Source organism: Kitasatospora sp. MMS16-BH015, from assembly GCF_002943525.1.
Classification (GTDB): domain Bacteria; phylum Actinomycetota; class Actinomycetes; order Streptomycetales; family Streptomycetaceae; genus Kitasatospora.
Window position 1 is genome coordinate 4,887,593 of sequence record NZ_CP025394.1, and the last position, 19,406, is coordinate 4,906,998.

Genomic DNA, 19,406 nt, shown 5'->3' on the forward strand with positions numbered 1-19,406 from the left:
GCCTGCCAACGGGAGGACCCGGCATGACAGTGGTGGAGGAAAGATCGGCGAATCAAGCGCCCGTCCCCATGGCGTCACTGGGGGGGGCTCGGGCGAGGGTGGCCGAGCTCGGGGAGATTCGCCGGAGCGTACAGGAGGGGCCCAGTGCCGCCGCCACCGAGGCGCAGCACAACAGGGGCAAGCTGACGGCCCGTGAGCGGATCGAACTGCTCTTGGACGAAGGGTCGTTCACCGAGGTGGAGCAGCTGCGCCGGCACCGGGCGGTCGGCTTCGGCCTGGAGGCCAAGAAGCCGCACACCGACGGGGTGGTGACCGGCTGGGGCACAGTACACGGCCGTACCGTCTTCGTCTACGCGCACGACTTCCGGATCTTCGGCGGTGCCCTCGGTGAGGCGCACGCCCAGAAGATCCACAAGCTGATGGACCTGGCCGAGGCCGCCGGGGCGCCGCTGGTCTCGCTCAACGACGGTGCGGGTGCCCGGATCCAGGAGGGCGTCTCGGCGCTGGCCGGGTACGGCGGGATCTTCCAGCGCAACACCCGCTCCTCCGGGGTGATCCCGCAGATCTCGGTGATGCTCGGCCCGTGCGCGGGCGGCGCGGCCTACTCGCCGGCGCTGACCGACTTCGTCTTCATGGTGCGGGACATCGCGCAGATGTTCATCACCGGCCCGGACGTGGTGCAGGCCGTGACCGGCGAGAAGATCTCGCAGAACGGCCTGGGCGGCGCCGACGTGCACTCGGAGATCTCCGGCGTCTCGCACTTCGCCTACGACGACGAGCAGAGCTGCCTGGCCGACGTGCGCTACCTGCTCTCGCTGCTGCCGCAGAACAACCGCGAGATGTCGCCGGTGGAGAAGAGCTGCGACCCGCCGGACCGCCGCTGCGAGAAGCTGCTCGACCTGGTGCCGGCCGACGCCAACCGGGCGTACGACATGCGCTCGGTGGTCGAGGAACTGGTCGACGACGGCGAGTACTTCGAGATCCAGCCGGGCTGGGCGGGCAACATCCTCTGCGTGTTGGCCCGGCTCGACGGCCACGTCACCGGCATTGTGGCCAACCAACCGCAGTCGCTGGCCGGGGTGTTGGACATCCACGCCTCGGAGAAGGCGGCCCGCTTCGTGCAGATGTGCGACGCCTTCAACATCCCGCTGGTGAGCCTGGTGGACGTGCCGGGCTTCCTGCCCGGGGTGGACCAGGAGCACGAGGGCATCATCCGGCACGGCGCCAAGCTGCTGTACGCCTACTGCAACGCCACCGTGCCGCGGATCCAGGTGATCCTGCGCAAGGCGTACGGCGGGGCGTACATCGTGATGGACTCCCGCTCGATCGGCACCGACCTCTCCTTCGCCTGGCCCACCAACGAGATCGCGGTGATGGGCGCGGAGGGCGCGGCGAACGTCATCTTCCGCCGTGACATAGCGGGTTCACAGGATCCGGACGCGACGCGGGCGCAGAAGATCAAGGAGTACAAGAGCGAGCTGATGCACCCGTACTACGCGGCCGAGCGCGGCCTGGTCGACGACGTGATCGACCCGGTCGAGACCCGCGCGGTGCTGATCCGCTCGCTCGCCATGCTCCGGCTCAAGCACGTCGAGCTGCCGTCCCGCAAGCACGGCAACCCGCCGGTCTGATGGGCGAGGAGCAGACCCCGGCGGATGTCACCGTCCGCATCCTGCGGGGCAACCCGGACGAGCTGGAGATCGCCGTGGTGACGGCGGTGCTGGCGGCGGCCGTCCGCGACGCGGAGCGGGCCGGCGCCGATGGCTCGACCGGTCGCGCGCGGCCCGGTTGGGAGCTGCGGGAGAAGGGCCGTCCGTCCTGGCGGAGCGGGCCATGAGCACGGCCGTCGAGATGGCCGACGAAGGGAGTGTCACCATGGCCCTCACCAGCTTCTCTCCTCGGGAGAGGACCTACTCGATCACCGAAGTGGAGCGGATCAGCGGCCTGGCGGCGCACACCCTGCGCTGGTACGAGCAGCTCGGGCTGATCGACGGCGTCCAGCGCGGCCCGGGCGGCAAGCGGGTGTACACCGCACGTCACCTGAACTGGCTGGAGTTCCTCTCCGGCGTTCGGGAAACCGGCATGAGCGTGGCCGACATGACGAGGTATGTGGCGCTGGCTCGGGAGGGTGACCGGACGATTCCCCTCCGGCGTCAAATGGTCGAGGAGCACCGTGCGCTCATCCGCCGGCGCTCCGACGAGCTGGCCTGCATCCTCCGCCAGCTGGACCAGAAGATCGACACCTACCGGCAGTTCGAGGAGGCCGCCGCAGTCGAGGCGGTGTGAGGTGGGCCACAGAATCGGCGCTCGCTTCAGGTGCACTTGAACCAACTAGCTTCGATCCAGCCGACGGATGTCATGTGAAACAGATCTGACGGACAGTCATCTTCCTTGCCGTCAATCCTGCAGTCGACGAACGACGTTCGGCATGACTCGACCGCATGGGACGACAATCGATTGGAGGGCAAATGACCAGCTCGTTCCTCGACCGGATGACCGGCTTCGGCGATGCCGAGGCGATTGTGTTCGACAACACGCGGTACAGCTACGCGTACCTGGTCCGCCGCACCGCCGACTGGCGCGAGTACCTGGACGCGCACGGGGTGCGCGCCGGCCACGTCGTGGTGCTGGAGAGCGTCAGCAGCGTCGAGGCCTGCGCCGGTCTGCTCGCGCTGATCGAGCGCGGGGCCATCGTGGTGCCGCTGACCCCGCTGCCGGCCGCCAAGCGCGCCGAGTTCCACGAGGTCGCCGAGGTCGAGGTGGTGATCGCGATCGAGGGCGAGGAGCGTGCCTGCGAGCACACCGGCCGCTCCTCCGAGCGCGAGCTCTACCAGCAGCTGCGCACCGCCGAGGTGCCCGGTCTGGTGCTGTTCAGCTCCGGCACCACGGGGCGCAGCAAGGCCACCGTGCTCGACTTCTCCAAGGTGCTGGCCAAGTACGGCGCGCCGACCCGGCCCAAGCGCACGCTGGCCTTCCTCAACCTGGACCACATCGGCGGGATCAACACCCTGCTGCACACGCTCAGCCAGGGCGGCGCGCTCATCACCATCCCCGAGCGCACCCCCGAGACGGTCTGCGCGGCGATCCAGGAGCACCGGGTCGAGGTGCTGCCCACCACCCCGACCTTCCTCAACATGCTGCTGATCTCGGGCGCCTACCAGCGCTACGACCTCACCTCGCTCGGTCTGATCACCTACGGCACCGAGCCGATGCCGCTCGGCACCCTGCAGAGCCTCAAGAAGGCGATGCCGGACGTGCGGTTCAAGCAGACCTACGGGCTCTCCGAGCTCGGCATCATGCCGACCAAGTCGAAGAGCGACGACACCCTCTGGGTGAAGCTCGGCGGCGAGGGCTTCGAGTACCGGATCACCGACGGGGTGCTCTGGATCCGCTCGGACATGGCGATGCTCGGCTACCTCAACGCGCCGGCGCCCTTCGACGAGGAGGGGTTCTTCAACACCCAGGACGCGGTCGAGGTGGACGGCGAGTACGTCCGGATCCTCGGGCGGAAGTCGGAGATCATCAACGTCGCCGGGGAGAAGGTCTACCCCAGCGAGGTGGAGAACGTGCTCCTGGAGATCCCGGTGATCGCCGAGGCCACCGTCTCCGGCCGGCCGAGCCCGGTCACCGGCATGGTGGTCAAGGCCACCGTCACGGTCTCCGAGGAGATCGACCGGCGCGAGCTCACCCGCCTGGTCCGCGAGCACTGCGGCCGCCGCCTGGAGGCCTTCAAGGTGCCGGTGGTGGTCGAGATCGCCGAGGCCGCGCAGCACAACGACCGGTTCAAGAAGATCCGGAGCGCGGCATGAGCACCGCCCAGCTGGAGCACCCGACCGAGGCCCCGCTCGCGGAGCCGCAGGAGGCCGCGCCCGTCCGGGACGACCGCCGGGTCGCCGTGATCAGCGGCGGCAGCCGCGGGCTGGGCCGCGTGCTGGCCGAGAAGCTGCTGGCGGACGACTGGCGGGTGGCGACCTTCAGCCGCAGCGCCAACGAGTTCACCGCCAAGACCGCCGACTACGACCCCGAGTCCTTCTTCTGGGAGGCCGCCGACCTGAGCGACCCGCAGAGCATGCGGGCGTTCGTGCGGCAGGTCTCCAAGCGCTTCGGCCGGATCGACCTGCTGGTCAACAACGCCGGGGTGCTGCACCAGGAGCTCTTCCTCACCACCACCCCCAGGAACATCGAGTCCCTGGTCACCAACAACCTGATCGCGCCGATCACCCTCACCCAGGCCTGCGCCCGGCTGATGGTGCGCAGCGGCGGCGGCAACGTCGTCAACATCTCCTCGATCAACGCGATCCGCGGCTACCGGGGAGTGGCGGTCTACGCCGCCGCCAAGGCCGGCCTGGACGGCTTCAGCCGCAGCCTGGCCCGCGAGCTCGGCGCCTTCAACATCCGGGTGAACTCGCTCGTGCCCGGCTTCTTCGACAGCGACATGACCGCCGAGGTCACCGAGCGCAACCGTGACCGGATCCAGCACCGCACCCCGCTGGGCCGGCTGGGGACGGTCGACGAGATCGCCGACGCAGTCCTCTTCCTCACTTCTCCCAGGGCTCAGTTCGTCACCGGACAGTCCCTGGTCATCGACGGAGGCATCACATGCTGACCACCGAGCAGATCCAGGCCCTGATCGAGCAGGAGATCCGGGCGCTGCTGCTGGACGCCGACACCGGCGCGGAGCAGCTCACCATCGACGACGAGCTGTTCAAGTTCGGCCTCAACTCGCTGATGCTCGCCCAGCTGCTCATCCAGCTGGAGGCGGAGCTGGGCGTGGACCCGTTCGCCGAGCAGGTCTCGATCACCGACGTGCGGTCGATCAGAGACCTCGTGGACGCGTACGAGCAGGCCCTGCGGACCACGGCCGGGGTCTGACCGTGCCCGCCAAGGAGCAGCTGCTGCTGCACTCCATCGACGACTACCTGGGGCCGGGGGAGACGCGGTTCTTCTCCCGCGGGTACCAGCGGGCCGGGTACGACGTGCACGCGCTCGTGGCCACCCCGGCCGGGGCCGAGGAGCCCGGGGTGCGCGGCACCCTGGACCTCGACTACCCGGCCGACTGGTCCAAGAAGAAGGACGGCGACCTCCGGCCGCACCTGAGCACCGTCGACGCGCTGGTGCTCGGCGTGCAGCTGGCCGAGCTCCACCTGGCCCACGCCTACGGGCTCGGCCCGGTCGAGCGCCGGTCGGTGCGGCTGCGCAAGGTCTCGATGCGGGCGGGCACCACGCCGCAGGAGGACCTGACCGGGGTGCCGCTGACCGGTCGCCTGGTCGGTACGGAGGCCGACCAGGAGGCGGCCGGCGGCCACCGCTCCAGCTACGAGTGCACCGTCGGCAAGCTGGTGGTGCGCTGCACCATCGAGCACCCGGTCACGGCCGAGGCCACCGCCGAGGCCCGCTGGGATTCGCTCACCGACGCCCTTGGCCCGGGTGAACCCCGGTTCTACGGCGAGGGGTTCAAGCTCCGCCGGCACACCATCGAGGACGTCCGGGTGGACACCGAGGAGCTCAGCGCCGCGGCCGCCGTCCGGTTCACCCCGGTCGAGGGCAGCCCCGCGCCCGTCGAGGGCATCGAGGGCGACGGGCAGCCGTCGGTCTCGCTGGTGGACTGCTTCGTGGTCAACCTCCAGCTGGCCCAGGTGCTGATGTACGAACTGGACTCGATCACCCGGGCGGAGAGCAACACGCTCTGGATGATGCAGACCGTGCTGACCGCGCCCGAGCTGCGGGAGCCGCTGCCCGCCGCCGAGGAGCCGCTGGCCGCGACCGCCGCGATCACCGACAAGCGGCTGCTGCCGCTGCGCGGCGGACGCTGGCGCAGCGTCGGCATCCAGGGCCGCCTGGCCGGTGTCGAGATGCGCTGCACCTTCGCGCACGAGCTGCCGGAACGGGTCGCCGCCACCGCGACCTGACCGGCCCCGCCCTCCCCCCGCGACCTAGGAGACCACCATGCGCATCTCGATTTCCGGCACCTACTCGGCCGGCAAGACCTCGACGGCGATCGCGCTGTCGTACCTGACCGGCATCCCCCGCTCGCCCGCCAAGACCATCCGCGAGATCATGCCCGACGCCGTGCCCGGCAAGGCGCTCACCGAGGTGACGCCCGCCGAGTACATACAGCTGGCGGTCCGCCGCCACGTCGGTCGCGCGGTCAACGAGGCGCTGCTGGGCGACAGTTTCATCGCCGACGGCTCCTCGCTCCAGGAGTGGACCTACGCCGCCGCCCGCGTCCAGTACGGGATGGACCCGGGGGCCTTCGTGGACGGCCCGCCGCCGGCCAAGACCGCCGAGATGGCCTTCTTCGAGGACGTCACCGCCCAGTTGGGGCACGCCTTCAAGCAGCACGTGAAGGAGTCCTTTGACGGCTTCGTCCACCTGCGCAACGAGTTCAAGCTCTCCGCCGACGGCCACCGGCCGATGAACGAGCAGTTCCGCACCGCCTGCGACGACATGCTGCTCGAGGCGCTGGACGAGCTGGAGATCCCGTACCACGTGATCGAGGGCACCACGGCCGAGCGCCTGGAGAAGATCGTGGCCGTCTTCGACCTCCCCACCATCCGCACCATCGACGAGGCCATCGCGCTGGCCGCCGAGGACTACTCGAAGATCGACTGGCGCCTCGAGAAGGAGCGCACCCAGAGCGTGGCAGCGGCCGCGGCTTCCGCCGCCGCCTGAGTGCCACTCAGGGCCGGGTCACCCGCCCGGTGACCCGGCCCTGAACAGCCGAAGGAACGGGCGCGGCCCGACAGAGGACCGGCCTCGATCCAGAGCCCAACCACAAGAAGGGATCCGAGCCATGTCGCTCACCCGAGACGAGGCCCCGGTGACGCGGGCCACCGGGCCGCAGCCGGCGGCCTCCGCGCCCGCGGCCGAGGAGCCGTACGCCCGTCGGTGGCTGATGCTGCCGGTGCTTCTGCTGGCCATGTTCATGGCCCAGTTCGACCTCTACGTCGTCAACGTCGCCGCCCCCTCGCTGGAGCACGACCTGCACGCCGGGCAGGCCGCCCTCGAACTCATCGTGGCCGGCTACGCCTTCACCTACGCGAGCGGTCTGGTCACCGGCGGACGCCTGGGCGACCTGTTCGGCTCGCGCCGACTCTTCCTCTGGGGCACGGCGGCCTTCACCGCCGCCTCGCTGCTCTGCGGCATCGCCCAGAACCCGGGCGAGCTGGTCGCCTTCCGGCTGATCCAGGGCCTGACCGGTGCCGCGATGGTGCCGCAGGTGCTCGCGCTGATCACCGCCACCTTCCCGCCGACCGAGCGGGCCAAGGCGCTCTCCTGGTTCGGCGTCACGGTCGGCGTCGGCGCGGTGGCCGGTCAGGTGCTGGGCGGCGCGCTGCTCCAGGCCGACGTGTTCGGCCTCGGCTGGCGGGTGATCTTCCTGATCAACATCCCGATCGGCCTGATCAGCCTGGGCTTCGCCCAGAGCCTGCTGCCCCGCAAGCGCGCGGCCGGCACCCAGAAGCTCGACCCGGTCGGTGCCGTCGGCATCTCCGGCAGCCTCGCGCTGGCGCTCATCCCGCTGGTGCTGGGCCGCACCGAGCACTGGCCGGTCTGGACCTGGATCATGCTGATCCTCTCCGCCCCGGTCATGGCCGTCACCCTGGCCTACGAGAAGAAGCTCACCGCCAAGGGCGGCCAGCCGCTGCTCAACCTCTCGCTCTTCAGCGACCGGGCCTTCACCCGCGGTCTGATCGTCTCCATCGCGATCTTCACCGGCTTCTTCAGCTTCATGTTCGCGCTGACCCTGGTGCTGCAGTCCGGCCTCGGCCTGACCCCGCTCCAGTCCGGCCTGACCTTCACCCCGCTGGGCGTGGCCTTCTCGGTCGCCTCGATCACCTCCCAGCGGATCGTGGCCCGCCACGGCGGCCGGATCATCACCACCGGTGCGACCATCGCCGTGATCGGCATGATCGCCATCCTGATCGACCTCAAGGTGTCGGGTGCCGCGACCACCGCCCCGCGCCTGATCGGCCCGATGGTGCTGATCGGCTTCGGCAACGGCCTGGCCGTGCCGGCCCTGATCGGCGCGGTGCTGGCCGGCATCAAGCCGCAGCAGGCCGGTGCCGCGGCCGGTGTGCTCACCACCGCCCAGCAGTTCGCCAGCGCGGTGGGCGTGGCCGCCCTCGGCTCCGTCTTCTTCGCCGCCGTCGGCAGCAAGCACGGCCCCGCCGCCTACGCCTCCGCCCTGGAGTGGGTGGCCGCGATCGGCCTGGTCCTGGTCCTGATCGCCATCGGGGTCAGCATCAAGCTGCCCCGCCCGGCCCGCAAGTAAGCCCGGCCGCCCGGCCGGCCGACCCCCGGCCGGGCCCCACCCCCAGCCCGCAGCAGCCCCTGAGAGGCACCCCATGACGACCGTCCCGTCCGGCACCTCCACCGAGGCCCGCAAGGCCAAGATCACCCTGCTCTTCGAGAGCATCATCACCAAGGGTGAGCTGGAGCTGGCCGACGAGATCTTCCACGAGGACTTCTACTGGCCGCAGTTCGACCTGCGCGGCCCCGAGGGCGTCCGGACCTGGGTCCGGGCCTTCCTGACCGCCTTCCCGGACATGGTCGACCTGGTCCAGGAGCAGGTCGCCGAGGGCGACATGGTGGTCACCCGGGTCAAGTGCGAGGGCACCCAGACCGGCCCGTTCCGCGGCCTGCCGCCGACCGGCAAGCGGGCGGTCTTCACCGCCATCGGCATCGACCGCTTCGAGGGCGAGAAGGTCATCGAGCGCTCCGCGCACTTCGACATCGTCGACCTGATGCGCCAGCTCGGCCACACCACGCTCGAGGTCCCGCCGGTCAACAACCCGTGACCCCGGCCGGGCCCGGCCACCGCGCCGGGCCCGCCGGTCACCCGGCCGGGCCGGTACGACACCGGCTCGCACCACCAGTCGGTACGGAAAGAGGGCAACCCGCCTGAGGAGAGGGCAATGCTGCCTTATAGGAGAGGGCAATGAAACCGGCACCGTTCGTCTACGTCCGCCCCGACACCGTCGAGGAGGCGGTGGCCTTCCTGGCCGAGCACCAGGGCGAGGCCCGGGCCCTGGCCGGTGGCCAGAGCCTGATCCCGCTGCTGCACCGCCGGCTGGTGCGCCCCACCGCGGTGGTCGACCTGGCCCGCCTCGACGGCCTGCGCCACCTGACCCCGACCGACGGCGGCCTGCGGATCGGCGCGCTCACCCGGCACGCCGAGATCGAGCGCGGCACCGACCCGGCGCTGCGCGCGGGCTTCCGCACCCTCCCCGAGACCGCCCGGCTGATCGGCCACCAGCCGGTCCGCACCCGCGGCACCTTCGGCGGCACCCTGGCCCACGGCGACCCGAGCGCCGAGTGGTGCCTGCTCGCCGTCCTGCTGGACGCCGAACTCACCGCCCTCGGCCCGGCCGGCTCCCGCACCATCGCCGCCGAGTCCTTCTTCACCGGCGCCTTCCGCACCGCGCTGCGCCCGGACGAACTGCTGGTCGAGGCCCACCTCCCGTACGCGGCGCCGACCGCCGCACTGGTCGAGTACGCCCCCCAGCGCCACCAACTCCCGCTGGTCGCCGCGGCCGCCGCCGTGACGCTGACCGGCTGCGGCCGGATCGCCACCGCGCAGATCGCGCTGGCCGGCGTGGCCGACCGCCCGGTGCGGGCCAGGGCCGCCGAGCAGGCCCTGATCGGCGGCATCCCCGAGGACCGCCTGCTGGAGCACGCCGGGCTGCTCGCCACCCGTGACCTCGAGCCGGCCGACGACGCCCGCGCCAGCGGCGGCTACCGCCGCGAACTGGCCGCCGTGCTGCTGGCCCGGGCCGTCCGGGTCTCGCTGGCCCGCTGCGCGGAGGCAGCCCGGGAGGCGCAGGCCCTGCAGGAGGCGGAGATCGCCAAGGAGGCCGCCCGGGAGGCCGCCCGGGAGGCCCAGGTGTTGGCCGAGGCCACCGCCACACTGAGAACGGAGGTGGGCGTCGCATGACCACCACGCCCGAGATCCCTGCGGTGGCAACCGAGTTGACCGTCAACGGCGAGCCGCACGCGCTCCACCTCGAACCCCGCCGTAGCCTGGCCGACGTGCTCCGCCGCGACCTGCGGCTGACCGGCACCCAGGTCGGCTGCGAGACCGGCGCCTGCGGCTCCTGCACCGTGCTGGTGGACGGCGAGCCCGTCCGCTCCTGCCTGCTGCTCGCCGTGCAGGCCGACGGCTGCGCCGTGGAGACGGTCGAATCCCTCACCGTGGACGGCAAGTTGAGCCCGCTGCAGCAGGCGTTCAGCGAGCAGTCCGCGCTGCAGTGCGGCTTCTGCACCCCCGGCTTCCTGATGCTCTGCACCGCGCTGCTGCGCGAGGAGCCAGCGCCGAGCGGCCCCCGGGTGCGCGAGTGCCTGTCGGCCAACCTCTGCCGCTGCACCGGCTACGCGCCCATCGTCGCGGCCGTCGAATCGGTCAACCTCTCTACCGAGGAGCAGAGTTGAGCGCCATCGGAGCCGACGTGACGCGCCTGGAGGACGACCGGCTGCTGCGCGGCTGGGGCCGGTTCCACGACGACGTGATCCGCCCCGGCCAGCTCTGGCTGCGGATCGTGCGCTCCCCGCTCGCGCACGCCCGGATCCTCGCCGTGCACACCGAGGAGGCCGCCGCGGCCCCCGGCGTGGTCGCCGTGCTGACCGCCGCCGACCTGGCCGGGCTGCCCCGGATCCCGGTCCGCCAGCCGCACCCCGGCATCGACTTCGCCCCCTACCTCCAGCCGGTGCTGGCCACCGAGTGGGTCCGCTACGCGGGCGAGCCGATCGCCGCCGTCCTGGCCGACGACCCCTATCTCGCCGAGGACGCCGCCGAGTTGGTGCGCCTGGAGGCCGAGGAGCTGCCCATCTCGATGGACGCCCGCTCCGGCACCGAGCTGCGCCCCGACTGCTGGGGCGGGCAGCGCGCCGAGGTCGGCGTGGTCGAGTTCGGCTACGGCGAGGTGGACGAGGTCTTCGCCACCGCCCCGCACGTGGTCTCGGTGGACCTGAAGATCGGCCGGCACAGCGGCACCCCGCTGGAGGGGCGCGGCCTGGTCGCCGAGTGGGACGAGCGCGAGCAGCGGATGACCGTCTGGGGCGCCTCCAAGGTGCCGTACTTCAACCGGCGCATCCTGGCCGGGATGCTCGGCATCGCCGAGCACCAGATGCACATGAAGGAGGCCGACTCCGGCGGCAGCTTCGGCATCCGGGGCGAGCTCTACCCCGAGGACGTGCTGGTGCCGCTGCTCTGCCTGCGCACCGGCCGCCCGGTGAAGTGGTCCGAGGACCGGATCGAGCACATGACAGCGGCCAACCACGCCCGCGAGCAGGAGCACCGGATCGAGCTCGCCTTCGACGCCGAGCACCGGCTGCTCGGCCTGCGCGACGAGGCCTGGCAGGACACCGGCGGCTACATCCGCACCCACGGCGCCGTGGTGGCCGCGCTCACCGCCGCGATGATCTGCGGCCCGTACCGGCTGCCCGCCTGCCGCTCCCGGGTGCACATCGTCACCACCAACAAGACCCCGGTCGGCACCTTCCGGGCCCCCGGCCGGTTCCAGAACAACTTCGTCCGGGAGCACGCCTTCGACCTGGCGGCGACCCAGCTGGGCGTCGACCCGGTGGAGTTGCGCCGGATGAACCTGCTGGACGCCACCGAGCTGCCGCACCGCCGCCCGATGGGCATCTTCGGCGCCCCGATGCTGCTCGACGGCGGCGACCACCTGGGCCACTTCGACAAGGGCCTGGCCGCGTTCGGCTACCAGGAGTGGCGCGCCGAGGCCGCCGCCGCCCGGGCCGAGGGCCGGCTGGTCGGCACCGGCTGCGCGGTGATGCTGGAGAAAGCCGGGCTCGGCCACGACAGTGCCGTGGTGGACGTGGGCGTCACCGGCGCCGTGCGGGTCGCCATGGGCGGGGTCACCGTCGGCCAGGGCATCGAGACCGCGATGGCGGCCATCGTGGCCGAGGAGTTCGACCTCCCGGCCTCGGCCGTCAAGGTGGTGCTCTCCGACACCGACATCCTGCCCGACGGCGCCGGCACCTTCGCCAGCCGCTCCACCGTGGTCGGCGGCAGCGCCGTCAAGCTCGCCGCCGAGGCGGTGGCCCGCAAGGCCCGCCGGGTGGCCGCTACCCTGCTCTCGGTGGAGGAGGCCGAACTGGTCTTCCGCGCCGGTGCGTTGGTCGTCGCGGCGGAGCCGGAGCGGCAGCTGACGCTCGGCCAGATCACCGGCGCCTGCTTCACCCCGCAGTTCCTGCGCACCGGCGAGGAGCCCGGCCTGATCGGCCGCGGCACCTACGTGGCCGACGGGATGACCTACCCCTACGGCGCCCACTACGTGCAGGCCGAGGTCGACCCGGGCACCGGCGGGGTCACCCTGCTGCGCTACGGGGTCAGCTACGAGATCGGCCGCGCCGTCCACCCGGCCTCCGTGCACGGGCAGTTGCTCGGCGGCACGGTGCAGGGCATCGGCGGCGCCCTGCTCGAGGAGTTCCACTACGACGAGCGCGGCCTGCCGCTCTCCGTCACCCTCGACGAGTACCGCTGGCCCCGGCTGACCGACCTGCCGGACATCCGGATCGAGGTGTACGAGGACTCGCCCGCCCCCGGCAACCCGCTCGGCGTCCGCGGCGCGGGCGAGGGCGGCACCGCGGGGGCCGGCGCGGCGATCGCCAACGCCGTCCGCGACGCCCTCCAACTCCACGGCGACGTGGGCGCCCTGCCGCTCCACCCGGAGCGGGTCAAGGCACTGCTGCGCCGCCCCCGGGGCTGAACCCCCGCCGGGCCCGGTGCCGCCCCCGGCCACCGGGCCCGGCCGCGCCACCCGCCGGCCTGTCCGTACCGCTGTTGTGACGCCGTACCGCTTCCGTCCGCTCATGCCGTCCTTTCACGGGGAGAACTCCATGACCACGCAGGTGAGCACGGAGCCGGCCACCCGGCTGCCGCTGATACCCCTCGACCTCGCCGCCGCCGATCTGCCGGCCGCCGTGACCGACTTCGTCCGCTGGGAGCTGGGCCGACTCCTCGACCTCGCACCGGAGTTGGTCGACCTGATCGGCGAGCCGATGACCAGCCTGGGCGTGGGCTCGGTGGCCGGCCTGGAGCTCCAGCGCCGGCTGGAGGCCGCGCTGCCGGTACGGATCAACCTGCCCCGGCTGCTCGGTGCGCAGAGCGCCACGGTGCTGATCGACGACCTGGTGGCGCAGCTCGCCGCCCGCCGGGCCGAGTCGGCCGAGCCGGTCGGGTCGGCGGCGGGTCGATGAAGGCGCTCCGGGACGGCCAGGTCGACCTCTGGTTACTGCGGCAGCCGGAGCGGGGCACCGCGCTCGGCGGCAGCCTGGACCTCTCCGAACTCGACGCGGCGGAGCTCGGCCGCACCAGCGTCTGCCGCACCAAGCCGAACGGCTTCCTCTACACCTCGGCGCACATCGCGCTCCGCCGGCTGCTCGGCGGCTACCTCGGCACCCCGCCCGGCGAGCTCACCTTCACCCGTGAGCCCTGCCCCGGCTGCGGCGAGCCGCACGGCCGCCCGGCCCTGGCCACCGCGCCGTCCTTCGTCCCCGACCTCACCGTCACCGACCTCGCGGGCCGGCCGCACCGGCCGGCCGCCGCCGAGCCGCCGCTGCACTTCTCGCTCTCGCACAGCACCGGCATGGTGCTGGTCGGCGTGGCCCTGGCCCCGATCGGGGTGGACGTGGAGAAGCTGCCCAACCCCGAGACCATCACCACCTGTGCGCCGGCCTTCCACCCGGCCGAGCAGGTCGAGCTCTCCACCGTCGCCGAGGCCGAACGGCGCCTGGTCTTCGGCCAGTTGTGGACGCGCAAGGAGGCGTACCTCAAGGCCCTGGGCACCGGCCTGAGCCGCCCCCTCGACCTCGACTACCTCGGCCGCGACCTCACCCGCCGCCCGGCCGGCTGGTCGCTGCTCGACCTCCCCTGCGGCCCGGCCCACAGCGCGGCCGCCGCGGTCCGCAGCGCCACCCCGGTGGTCGCCACCCTCCGCTGGCTGGAGATGGAGTCGCTCTACCCGGGCGGCACCATCGACCTCGACGCCCCCGCGGCCACCGTCGGCGCCACCCCGGAGCCGGTACCGGTCCCGGGCTGAGCCCGCCCGGGCCGGGCCGATCACGGGCGGCCGGACCGCCCTCGCCCCCAGGACCGTCGAAGACCGCCGGGAGCAGCTGCCTCCCGGCGGTCCGCCGCGCCGCCCGCTAGGGGCTGTCCGGCCGATCACGCCGGGCGGTCGCCGCCGGGGCACGCGCCCTCCTTGCCCGGCATCGGGCAGGAGGGGCCCTTCGACGACTTCTCCTCAGTCGCCGATGCTCCGCATGGACTCGCCCCCAGCCTTCGGCCGGGAGGTACCCCCGCGTCGGCGCCGCCGATGCACGCGCCCTCCTTGCCCGCCAACGGGCAGGAGGGGCCCTCCAACGACGCCCGCTGATCCGACGTGATCGGCCGGACAGCCCCTCGGGGCACCGCTGCTCCGCCCCGCCCTTCCGCCGACCCCGTGAGGAGACCCCGCGCCATGCAGGACATCGCCGAGCAGTTGCTCGCCTGGCACTCCTCCGGGCGCACCTACGCGGTGGCCACCGTCGTCGGGGTCTCCGGCAGCGCCCCGCGTGACCCGGGCGCCGCGCTGGCCGTGGACGCGGCCGGGGAGGCGATCGGCTCGGTCTCCGGCGGCTGCGTCGAGGGGGCGGTGTACGCCCTCTGCGAGGAGGCCATCGCCAGCGGCCGGCCCGTGCTCGAACACTTCGGCTACAGCGACGCGGACGCCTTCGCCGTCGGCCTGACCTGCGGCGGGCTGCTCGACGTGTTCGTCCAGCCGGTCACCCCCGGGGCCGATCCCGGCCTGGACGCCGCGGTCGCCCACCTCGCCGCCGGTACGCCGGTCGCACTCGCCCGGGTGGTCGAGGGCCCGGCCGCCCTGCTCGGGGTGGGCCTGGCCGTCACCGCCGAGGGCCACCACGGCTCGCTCACCGGTGCGCTGGAGCGCGCCGCCGTGGCCGAGGCCCGGGCCATGCTCGACGCCGGCCGCACCGGCAGGCTGGTCCTCGGCCCGGACGGCCGCCCCTGCGACGACCGCGGCCTGGGCACCGTCACCTTCTTCGTCGAGTCGCACGTGCCGCCGCCCCGGATGCTGGTCTTCGGCGCGATCGACTTCGCCGCCGCCGTGGTCCGGATGGGCAAGTTCCTCGGGTACCACGTGACGGTCTGCGACGCCCGTCCGGTCTTCGCCACGGCCCGGCGCTTCCCCGAAGCCGACACAGTCGTGGTCGACTGGCCGCATCGGTACCTCGACACCCAACTCGACCGGATCGACGGCCGTACCGTGCTGTGCGTGCTCACTCATGACGCCAAGTTCGACATCCCGCTGCTGGAGCGGGCGCTGCGCCTGCCCGTCGGCTACGTCGGCGCCATGGGATCCCGGCGCACGCACCAGGACCGCAACCGTCGACTGTGCGAAGTCGGCCTCACCGAGGCCGAGATCGGCCGGTTGCGCTCACCCATCGGCCTCGACCTCGGTGCCCGGACGCCCGAGGAGACGGCCGTCTCCATCGCCGCCGAGATCGTCGCGCTGCGGCGCGGCGGCGGTTGCCTTCCCCTGGCCGCCCACGCCGGCCCGATCCACCACGACCTGTTGCGAGCCGCTGAAACCCTCCCCACTGTCAACGCCGCCAGAGCGGCTTGAGGAGCCCAACACCATGAGCCAGTCGTCCGCGAGCCGTGGCCTGCGCGTACTCCGCGAGGCCACAAACCCGGAGGCACCCGAGCTGACCCTGCTGCTGATGCACCATGCCGGTGGATCAGCCGTCTCCTGGGTGCCCTTTGAGTCCCAACTCCCGGCCGATTGGCGGGTGGTGGCCCTGGAGCTGCCCGCTCGGGTGACCTCTCCGGCCGAGCCGGGGTGCCGCTCGACCATGGAGGCGGTGCACTGGCTGAAGGCGGCTCTCGGTGGCGAACTGACCGGCCCGTACGCGATCTTCGGGCACAGCATGGGCGCCCTGGTGGCGTACGAGCTGGCCCGGGCCCTGGAGTGGCAGGGCAACGGCCCCTGCTGGCTCGGCGTCTCCGGGCTGGCCGCGCCCCGGCTGCTGGGCGGCGGCGAGCGGCGCGACTACTGGAGCCAGGACCAACTGGTCGACTTCATGCGGGACTTGGGCGGCATCCCGGAGAGCGCCTTCCGCTCGCCGGCCCTGGTCAGCCGGATGGTCCGCACCCTGCGCCGCGACCTGGCGATCGTGGACAGCTACCAGTACAGCGACTGCCTCCCGCTGCGCACCCCGATCTCGGTCTTCTCCGGCGCGGAGGACGACCTGGCCGGGCCTTCGCTCACCCTGCCCTGGTCCAGCCACACCTCGGCCCCCACCACCTTCCACACCTACCCGGGCCGCCACTTCTACCTGTTCGACCGGATCGCCGAGATCTGCGACCAGATCACCCTCGACCTGACCCGCGCCCGCACCCCGCAGGCCGCATAGGGCCGCTCTTGCGGATCACACCGGCCCCCGGGAGTGCTGCTCCCGGGGGCCGGCCGCGTGGTGAGAAAGTTCTCCGGTCCGCACGACATTCCGGGGCTCCCGCGTCGTCATGAGGAGTGGACGGGGGATCACGGCGCGAGCGGACGGGGCGGGAGCCGAGTGAAGGCAGCACGCGAGGACGAGTACCTGGAATTCGTGGCCGCACGGGCGAAGGCGCTGTACCGCTCGGCGTACGCGCTGGCGGCGGGGGACGCGCACCTGGCCGAGGACTTGGTGCAGGAGACGCTCAGCCGGGTGTACGTGCACTGGCACCGGGTGGGCGCGGCCGACAGCCCGGCGGCCTACGCGCAGACGGTGCTGTTCCGCACCTTCGTGAGCCTGCGCCGCCGGCGCAGCACCACCGAACGCCCCACCGGCTACCTGCCGGACGGTGAGGCTGTCGGCCCGGACAGCGCGCTGCGGGTCACCCTGCTCGACGCCCTGGCCCAGCTGCCGCCCAAGGACCGGGCGGTGCTGCTGCTGCGGTACTGGGAGGACCGCAGCATCGAGGAGACGGCCGAGATGCTCCGGCTGAGCAGCAGTGCCGTCCGCTCCCAGGGCACCCGCGCCCTCACACGGGTCCGCGCGCTGCTCGGCGACAGCCTTGCCGACCTCGTGCCGCACTGAGCGAGTCCGCCACCTCCTTCGACCACGACCGAAAGGTGCCTTCGGCATGCCCTTCGAGAACGACTTCTCCCGTGCCCTGGACCACACGACCGACGCCCTCGATCCCGACCTCGGCCTCTTCCTGACCGGCGCCGTCCAGCGCGGGCGCCGCCGCAAGCGCCGTCGCAACGCTGCGATGGCCGCCGGGGTCGGGGTGGCCGTCGGCTCGCTGGCCCTGGCGACCGGCCTGCTGCCCGGCCCGCTGCTCGGGGTGCACCCGGCCGGGGTGGCGGCCGCCCCCGCCGCGACGCCGAGCCGGTCCGTGCTCGCCGGCTCCCATCTGATCGGGCTGATCGAGGACATGTACCCCTCGGTGGCCTTCAACCGCAGGGCCGGCCAGGACACCGACCCCAGGAACGAACCCGAGGTCGCCCACGCGAGCGTGATCGTCGACGACGGCCGAGGCGGTTTGATGGCCGAGGTCTCCGCCACCAAGGTCTCGGGCGCCGGGCCGACCTGCCTCGGGACTCCCGCCGGCGACACCTGCACGCTTGCCGAGTCGCCGAGGGGCGACGCCTCGGTGCTGGCGGAGCAGAGCACGGTCGGGCAACTGTTCAACGGCCAGGCCGCCCTGCGCTGGACGGTCACGGTGACCATGAAGGCGACCGGCGCCCAGCTCAGGTTCACCCAGTCGAACCTCCCGCTCGGCGGCGGCCCGGCCCCGACCGGCGCCACCCCGCGGCTCAGCGATCAGCAGGTGGTCGCCGCCCTCACCGGCCCGGCCTGGGCCCCGGTCCTGGCCTACCTCGGCTGAACAGGTCGCAACGGAGAAGCAGTCGGCCTCCGGGAACGGGGAGCTCTCGGAGGCCGAAGCAGCGCAGCGACCGGCGCAATGGTCAGGACGCCCGACCCCAGGGGATGGGTCGGGCGTCCTGGTTCGGGGGCCGGCCCGGGTGGGGTCGGCGGGTGGGTCAGGCCAGGTCGTTGGCGTCGACCAGGGGGAAGTCCAGGTCGGGCTGGGCGACGTGGTTGAAGTAGTTGGAGAGCACGTTGAGCGCGATGTGGGCGACGATCTCGGCGATCTCGGCGTCGGTCACACCGGCCGCGCGGGCGGCGGCGAGGGTCTCGTCGTCGATGTCGCCGCCGTCGTTCATGATCTCGCTGGTCAGGTGCAGCACCGCGTGCATGTGCGGGTCGGCGTCGGTGCCCTTGCGGGTGGCGAGCAGCTCCTCCTCGGTCATCTTGGCGAGCCGGGCGCCGCGCATCGAGTGGGCGGAGACGCAGTAGGTGCAGCCGTTCTTCTGGGCGATGAAGAGGGCGAGCTGCTCGCGCTGACGGTCGCCGAAGCTGCCGCCGACCAGGGCGTCGCGCATGGCCAGGTAGCCGCGGAGGGCGGCCGGGCCGTTGGCCATCGAGGCGTACAGGTTCGGGAGCTTGCCGAGCTGCTTCAGGGTGCCCTCGAGCAGCTCGCGCTGCTCGTCGTTGGCGGTCTCGACGGTCAGCTGGGGCAGACGGGGCATCGGAATCTCCTTGGGATCGTCCTGAGACGGAACTGATCGGTACCGAAAAAACGGTACCGATCGGTGCCGTCCGAGTGCAAGCGGTCCTTGGTACTTCGTCAGGTTCCGGGACTGTTCAGTAAGGAGGAACCGAGTGGTACCGTTCGGGCATGCCGAGCCATGCCAGAGAACGACTCCTCGTCGCCGCCGAGCGGCTGTTCTACGAGGAGGGCATCCGTGCGGTCGGGGTCGAGCGGATCCTCTCCGAATCCGGCGTGGGCCGGGCCTCGTTCTACCGGCACTTCCCCGGCAAGGAGGACCTCGTGGTCGAGGTGCTGCGCCGGCGTGACGTCAACTGGCGGGCCTGGCTGGCGGATCGCGTGGAGCGGAGCGGGCTCGCGGCGGAGCAGCAGGCGCTGGCGCTGTTCGACGGCCTCGCGGAGCGGTTCGCCGCGGAGGACTTCCGGGGCTGCGCGTTCATCAACACCATGGTGGAGGAGGCCGCGCCGGAGAGCGCGGCGCACCTGGTCGCGCACGAGCACAAGGAGCAGGTGATCGCGTACCTGGACGGGCTGCTGGCGCGGGCCGGCTACGCAGAACACGAGGCGCTCGCGAGGCAGTTGGCGCTGCTGGGGGACGGGGCGATCGTGACCGCGCTGCGGGAGGGGACTGTTGCGGCGGCCTCCCGGGCTCGGGGGGTGGCTGAGGCTCTGCTCGGCGGTGCGGTGAAGGTGGCGTAGCGCGGCAGGGGGGTGGGAGGCTTCCAGGGGCGGCGGGTGCGGCTCAGAAGGTGGTTGGCCGCGCAGTTCCCCGCGCCCCTGGGGT

General features: G+C 72.4%; 21 protein-coding genes. 20 read left to right on the forward strand and 1 reads right to left on the reverse strand.

Annotation, left to right across the window (positions count from 1 at the left end; translation table 11 throughout):
* Positions 1-68 precede the first annotated feature (68 nt).
* The 19 genes from CFP65_RS21180 to CFP65_RS21270 all read left to right on the forward strand — a co-directional run bounded on the left by CFP65_RS21180 (position 69) and on the right by CFP65_RS21270 (position 17,896).
* Positions 69-1,631, forward strand: a complete 1,563-nt coding sequence (locus CFP65_RS21180; RefSeq protein ID WP_254552494.1) for an acyl-CoA carboxylase subunit beta — start codon at positions 69-71, stop codon at positions 1,629-1,631.
* Positions 1,631-1,837: an acyl-CoA carboxylase epsilon subunit gene (locus CFP65_RS21185; protein WP_104817661.1), complete on the forward strand. Its 207-nt coding sequence runs from the start codon at positions 1,631-1,633 to the stop codon at positions 1,835-1,837. The genes CFP65_RS21180 and CFP65_RS21185 overlap by 1 nt, the downstream gene beginning before the upstream one ends.
* Positions 1,834-2,286: a MerR family transcriptional regulator gene (locus CFP65_RS21190; protein WP_254552495.1), complete on the forward strand. Its 453-nt coding sequence runs from the start codon at positions 1,834-1,836 to the stop codon at positions 2,284-2,286. Before CFP65_RS21185 ends, CFP65_RS21190 begins: the two co-directional genes overlap by 4 nt.
* Positions 2,287-2,468: 182 nt before the next feature.
* Positions 2,469-3,809 carry a class I adenylate-forming enzyme family protein gene (locus tag CFP65_RS21195; protein WP_104817662.1) on the forward strand — a complete coding sequence of 447 codons (1,341 nt, stop codon included), beginning with the start codon at positions 2,469-2,471 and terminating at the stop codon, positions 3,807-3,809.
* Positions 3,806-4,606: an SDR family NAD(P)-dependent oxidoreductase gene (locus tag CFP65_RS21200; RefSeq protein ID WP_104817663.1), complete on the forward strand. Its 801-nt coding sequence runs from the start codon at positions 3,806-3,808 to the stop codon at positions 4,604-4,606. Before CFP65_RS21195 ends, CFP65_RS21200 begins: the two co-directional genes overlap by 4 nt.
* Complete coding sequence (locus CFP65_RS21205) at positions 4,600-4,872, forward strand: acyl carrier protein (RefSeq protein ID WP_104817664.1); 273 nt, start codon at positions 4,600-4,602, stop codon at positions 4,870-4,872. Before CFP65_RS21200 ends, CFP65_RS21205 begins: the two co-directional genes overlap by 7 nt.
* A gap of 2 nt (positions 4,873-4,874) precedes the next feature.
* Positions 4,875-5,909, forward strand: coding sequence for an AvrD family protein (locus CFP65_RS21210; protein WP_104817665.1), 1,035 nt, complete (start codon positions 4,875-4,877; stop codon positions 5,907-5,909).
* A gap of 37 nt (positions 5,910-5,946) precedes the next feature.
* On the forward strand, positions 5,947-6,672 hold the full coding sequence (locus tag CFP65_RS21215; protein ID WP_104817666.1) for an AAA family ATPase: 726 nt from the start codon (positions 5,947-5,949) through the stop codon (positions 6,670-6,672).
* 121 nt (positions 6,673-6,793) lie between these two features.
* Positions 6,794-8,272, forward strand: a complete 1,479-nt coding sequence (locus CFP65_RS21220; protein WP_254552496.1) for an MFS transporter — start codon at positions 6,794-6,796, stop codon at positions 8,270-8,272.
* Between the two features lie 73 nt (positions 8,273-8,345).
* Positions 8,346-8,798: an ester cyclase gene (locus CFP65_RS21225; protein ID WP_104817667.1), complete on the forward strand. Its 453-nt coding sequence runs from the start codon at positions 8,346-8,348 to the stop codon at positions 8,796-8,798.
* Between the two features lie 140 nt (positions 8,799-8,938).
* Positions 8,939-9,934, forward strand: coding sequence for a xanthine dehydrogenase family protein subunit M (locus CFP65_RS21230; RefSeq protein WP_104817668.1), 996 nt, complete (start codon positions 8,939-8,941; stop codon positions 9,932-9,934).
* A complete protein-coding gene (locus CFP65_RS21235; RefSeq protein ID WP_104817669.1) occupies positions 9,931-10,428 on the forward strand; it encodes a (2Fe-2S)-binding protein in 498 nt (165 codons plus the stop codon). The genes CFP65_RS21230 and CFP65_RS21235 overlap by 4 nt, the downstream gene beginning before the upstream one ends.
* Entirely contained in the window at positions 10,425-12,728 is a 2,304-nt protein-coding gene (locus CFP65_RS21240) for a xanthine dehydrogenase family protein molybdopterin-binding subunit (protein ID WP_104817670.1), read from the forward strand. Before CFP65_RS21235 ends, CFP65_RS21240 begins: the two co-directional genes overlap by 4 nt.
* 130 nt (positions 12,729-12,858) lie before the next feature.
* A complete protein-coding gene (locus CFP65_RS21245) occupies positions 12,859-13,218 on the forward strand; it encodes an acyl carrier protein (RefSeq protein WP_104817671.1) in 360 nt (119 codons plus the stop codon).
* Complete coding sequence (locus tag CFP65_RS21250; RefSeq protein ID WP_104817672.1) at positions 13,215-14,060, forward strand: 4'-phosphopantetheinyl transferase superfamily protein; 846 nt, start codon at positions 13,215-13,217, stop codon at positions 14,058-14,060. Before CFP65_RS21245 ends, CFP65_RS21250 begins: the two co-directional genes overlap by 4 nt.
* A gap of 420 nt (positions 14,061-14,480) precedes the next feature.
* A complete protein-coding gene (locus CFP65_RS21255; protein ID WP_104817673.1) occupies positions 14,481-15,647 on the forward strand; it encodes an XdhC family protein in 1,167 nt (388 codons plus the stop codon).
* A 13-nt stretch (positions 15,648-15,660) separates the two neighbouring features.
* Entirely contained in the window at positions 15,661-16,437 is a 777-nt protein-coding gene (locus tag CFP65_RS21260; protein WP_104817674.1) for a thioesterase II family protein, read from the forward strand.
* Positions 16,438-16,596: 159 nt separating this feature from the next.
* Positions 16,597-17,103: a SigE family RNA polymerase sigma factor gene (locus CFP65_RS21265; RefSeq protein ID WP_104817675.1), complete on the forward strand. Its 507-nt coding sequence runs from the start codon at positions 16,597-16,599 to the stop codon at positions 17,101-17,103.
* Positions 17,104-17,149: 46 nt separating this feature from the next.
* Positions 17,150-17,896 (forward strand): hypothetical protein, encoded by a 747-nt coding sequence (locus CFP65_RS21270; RefSeq protein WP_104817676.1) that lies wholly within the window; start codon positions 17,150-17,152, stop codon positions 17,894-17,896.
* 157 nt (positions 17,897-18,053) lie between these two features.
* Here the strand turns inward: CFP65_RS21270 and CFP65_RS21275 are convergent, their stop codons facing one another.
* A complete protein-coding gene (locus CFP65_RS21275; RefSeq protein WP_104817677.1) occupies positions 18,054-18,602 on the reverse strand; it encodes a carboxymuconolactone decarboxylase family protein in 549 nt (182 codons plus the stop codon).
* A 149-nt stretch (positions 18,603-18,751) separates the two neighbouring features.
* On the opposite strand from CFP65_RS21275, the gene CFP65_RS21280 reads away from it, so the two are divergent.
* Complete coding sequence (locus CFP65_RS21280) at positions 18,752-19,321, forward strand: TetR/AcrR family transcriptional regulator (protein WP_104817678.1); 570 nt, start codon at positions 18,752-18,754, stop codon at positions 19,319-19,321.
* The last annotated feature ends 85 nt before the right edge of the window (positions 19,322-19,406 follow it).

What these genes read in the sequence shown, in the direction of transcription:
- CFP65_RS21280 (WP_104817678.1), top strand. Translation starts at nt 18,752, where the DNA reads ATGCCGAGCCATGCCAGAGAACGACTCCTCGTCGCCGCCGAGCGGCTG.
- CFP65_RS21275 (WP_104817677.1), bottom strand. Translation starts at nt 18,602, where the DNA reads ATGCCCCGTCTGCCCCAGCTGACCGTCGAGACCGCCAACGACGAGCAG.
- CFP65_RS21190 (WP_254552495.1), top strand. Translation starts at nt 1,834, where the DNA reads ATGAGCACGGCCGTCGAGATGGCCGACGAAGGGAGTGTCACCATGGCC.
- CFP65_RS21180 (WP_254552494.1), top strand. Translation starts at nt 69, where the DNA reads ATGGCGTCACTGGGGGGGGCTCGGGCGAGGGTGGCCGAGCTCGGGGAG.
- CFP65_RS21255 (WP_104817673.1), top strand. Translation starts at nt 14,481, where the DNA reads ATGCAGGACATCGCCGAGCAGTTGCTCGCCTGGCACTCCTCCGGGCGC.
- CFP65_RS21205 (WP_104817664.1), top strand. Translation starts at nt 4,600, where the DNA reads ATGCTGACCACCGAGCAGATCCAGGCCCTGATCGAGCAGGAGATCCGG.
- CFP65_RS21270 (WP_104817676.1), top strand. Translation starts at nt 17,150, where the DNA reads ATGCCCTTCGAGAACGACTTCTCCCGTGCCCTGGACCACACGACCGAC.
- CFP65_RS21260 (WP_104817674.1), top strand. Translation starts at nt 15,661, where the DNA reads ATGAGCCAGTCGTCCGCGAGCCGTGGCCTGCGCGTACTCCGCGAGGCC.
- CFP65_RS21200 (WP_104817663.1), top strand. Translation starts at nt 3,806, where the DNA reads ATGAGCACCGCCCAGCTGGAGCACCCGACCGAGGCCCCGCTCGCGGAG.
- CFP65_RS21245 (WP_104817671.1), top strand. Translation starts at nt 12,859, where the DNA reads ATGACCACGCAGGTGAGCACGGAGCCGGCCACCCGGCTGCCGCTGATA.
- CFP65_RS21235 (WP_104817669.1), top strand. Translation starts at nt 9,931, where the DNA reads ATGACCACCACGCCCGAGATCCCTGCGGTGGCAACCGAGTTGACCGTC.
- CFP65_RS21230 (WP_104817668.1), top strand. Translation starts at nt 8,939, where the DNA reads ATGAAACCGGCACCGTTCGTCTACGTCCGCCCCGACACCGTCGAGGAG.
- CFP65_RS21220 (WP_254552496.1), top strand. Translation starts at nt 6,794, where the DNA reads ATGTCGCTCACCCGAGACGAGGCCCCGGTGACGCGGGCCACCGGGCCG.
- CFP65_RS21225 (WP_104817667.1), top strand. Translation starts at nt 8,346, where the DNA reads ATGACGACCGTCCCGTCCGGCACCTCCACCGAGGCCCGCAAGGCCAAG.
- CFP65_RS21215 (WP_104817666.1), top strand. Translation starts at nt 5,947, where the DNA reads ATGCGCATCTCGATTTCCGGCACCTACTCGGCCGGCAAGACCTCGACG.
- CFP65_RS21185 (WP_104817661.1), top strand. Translation starts at nt 1,631, where the DNA reads ATGGGCGAGGAGCAGACCCCGGCGGATGTCACCGTCCGCATCCTGCGG.
- CFP65_RS21250 (WP_104817672.1), top strand. Translation starts at nt 13,215, where the DNA reads ATGAAGGCGCTCCGGGACGGCCAGGTCGACCTCTGGTTACTGCGGCAG.
- CFP65_RS21195 (WP_104817662.1), top strand. Translation starts at nt 2,469, where the DNA reads ATGACCAGCTCGTTCCTCGACCGGATGACCGGCTTCGGCGATGCCGAG.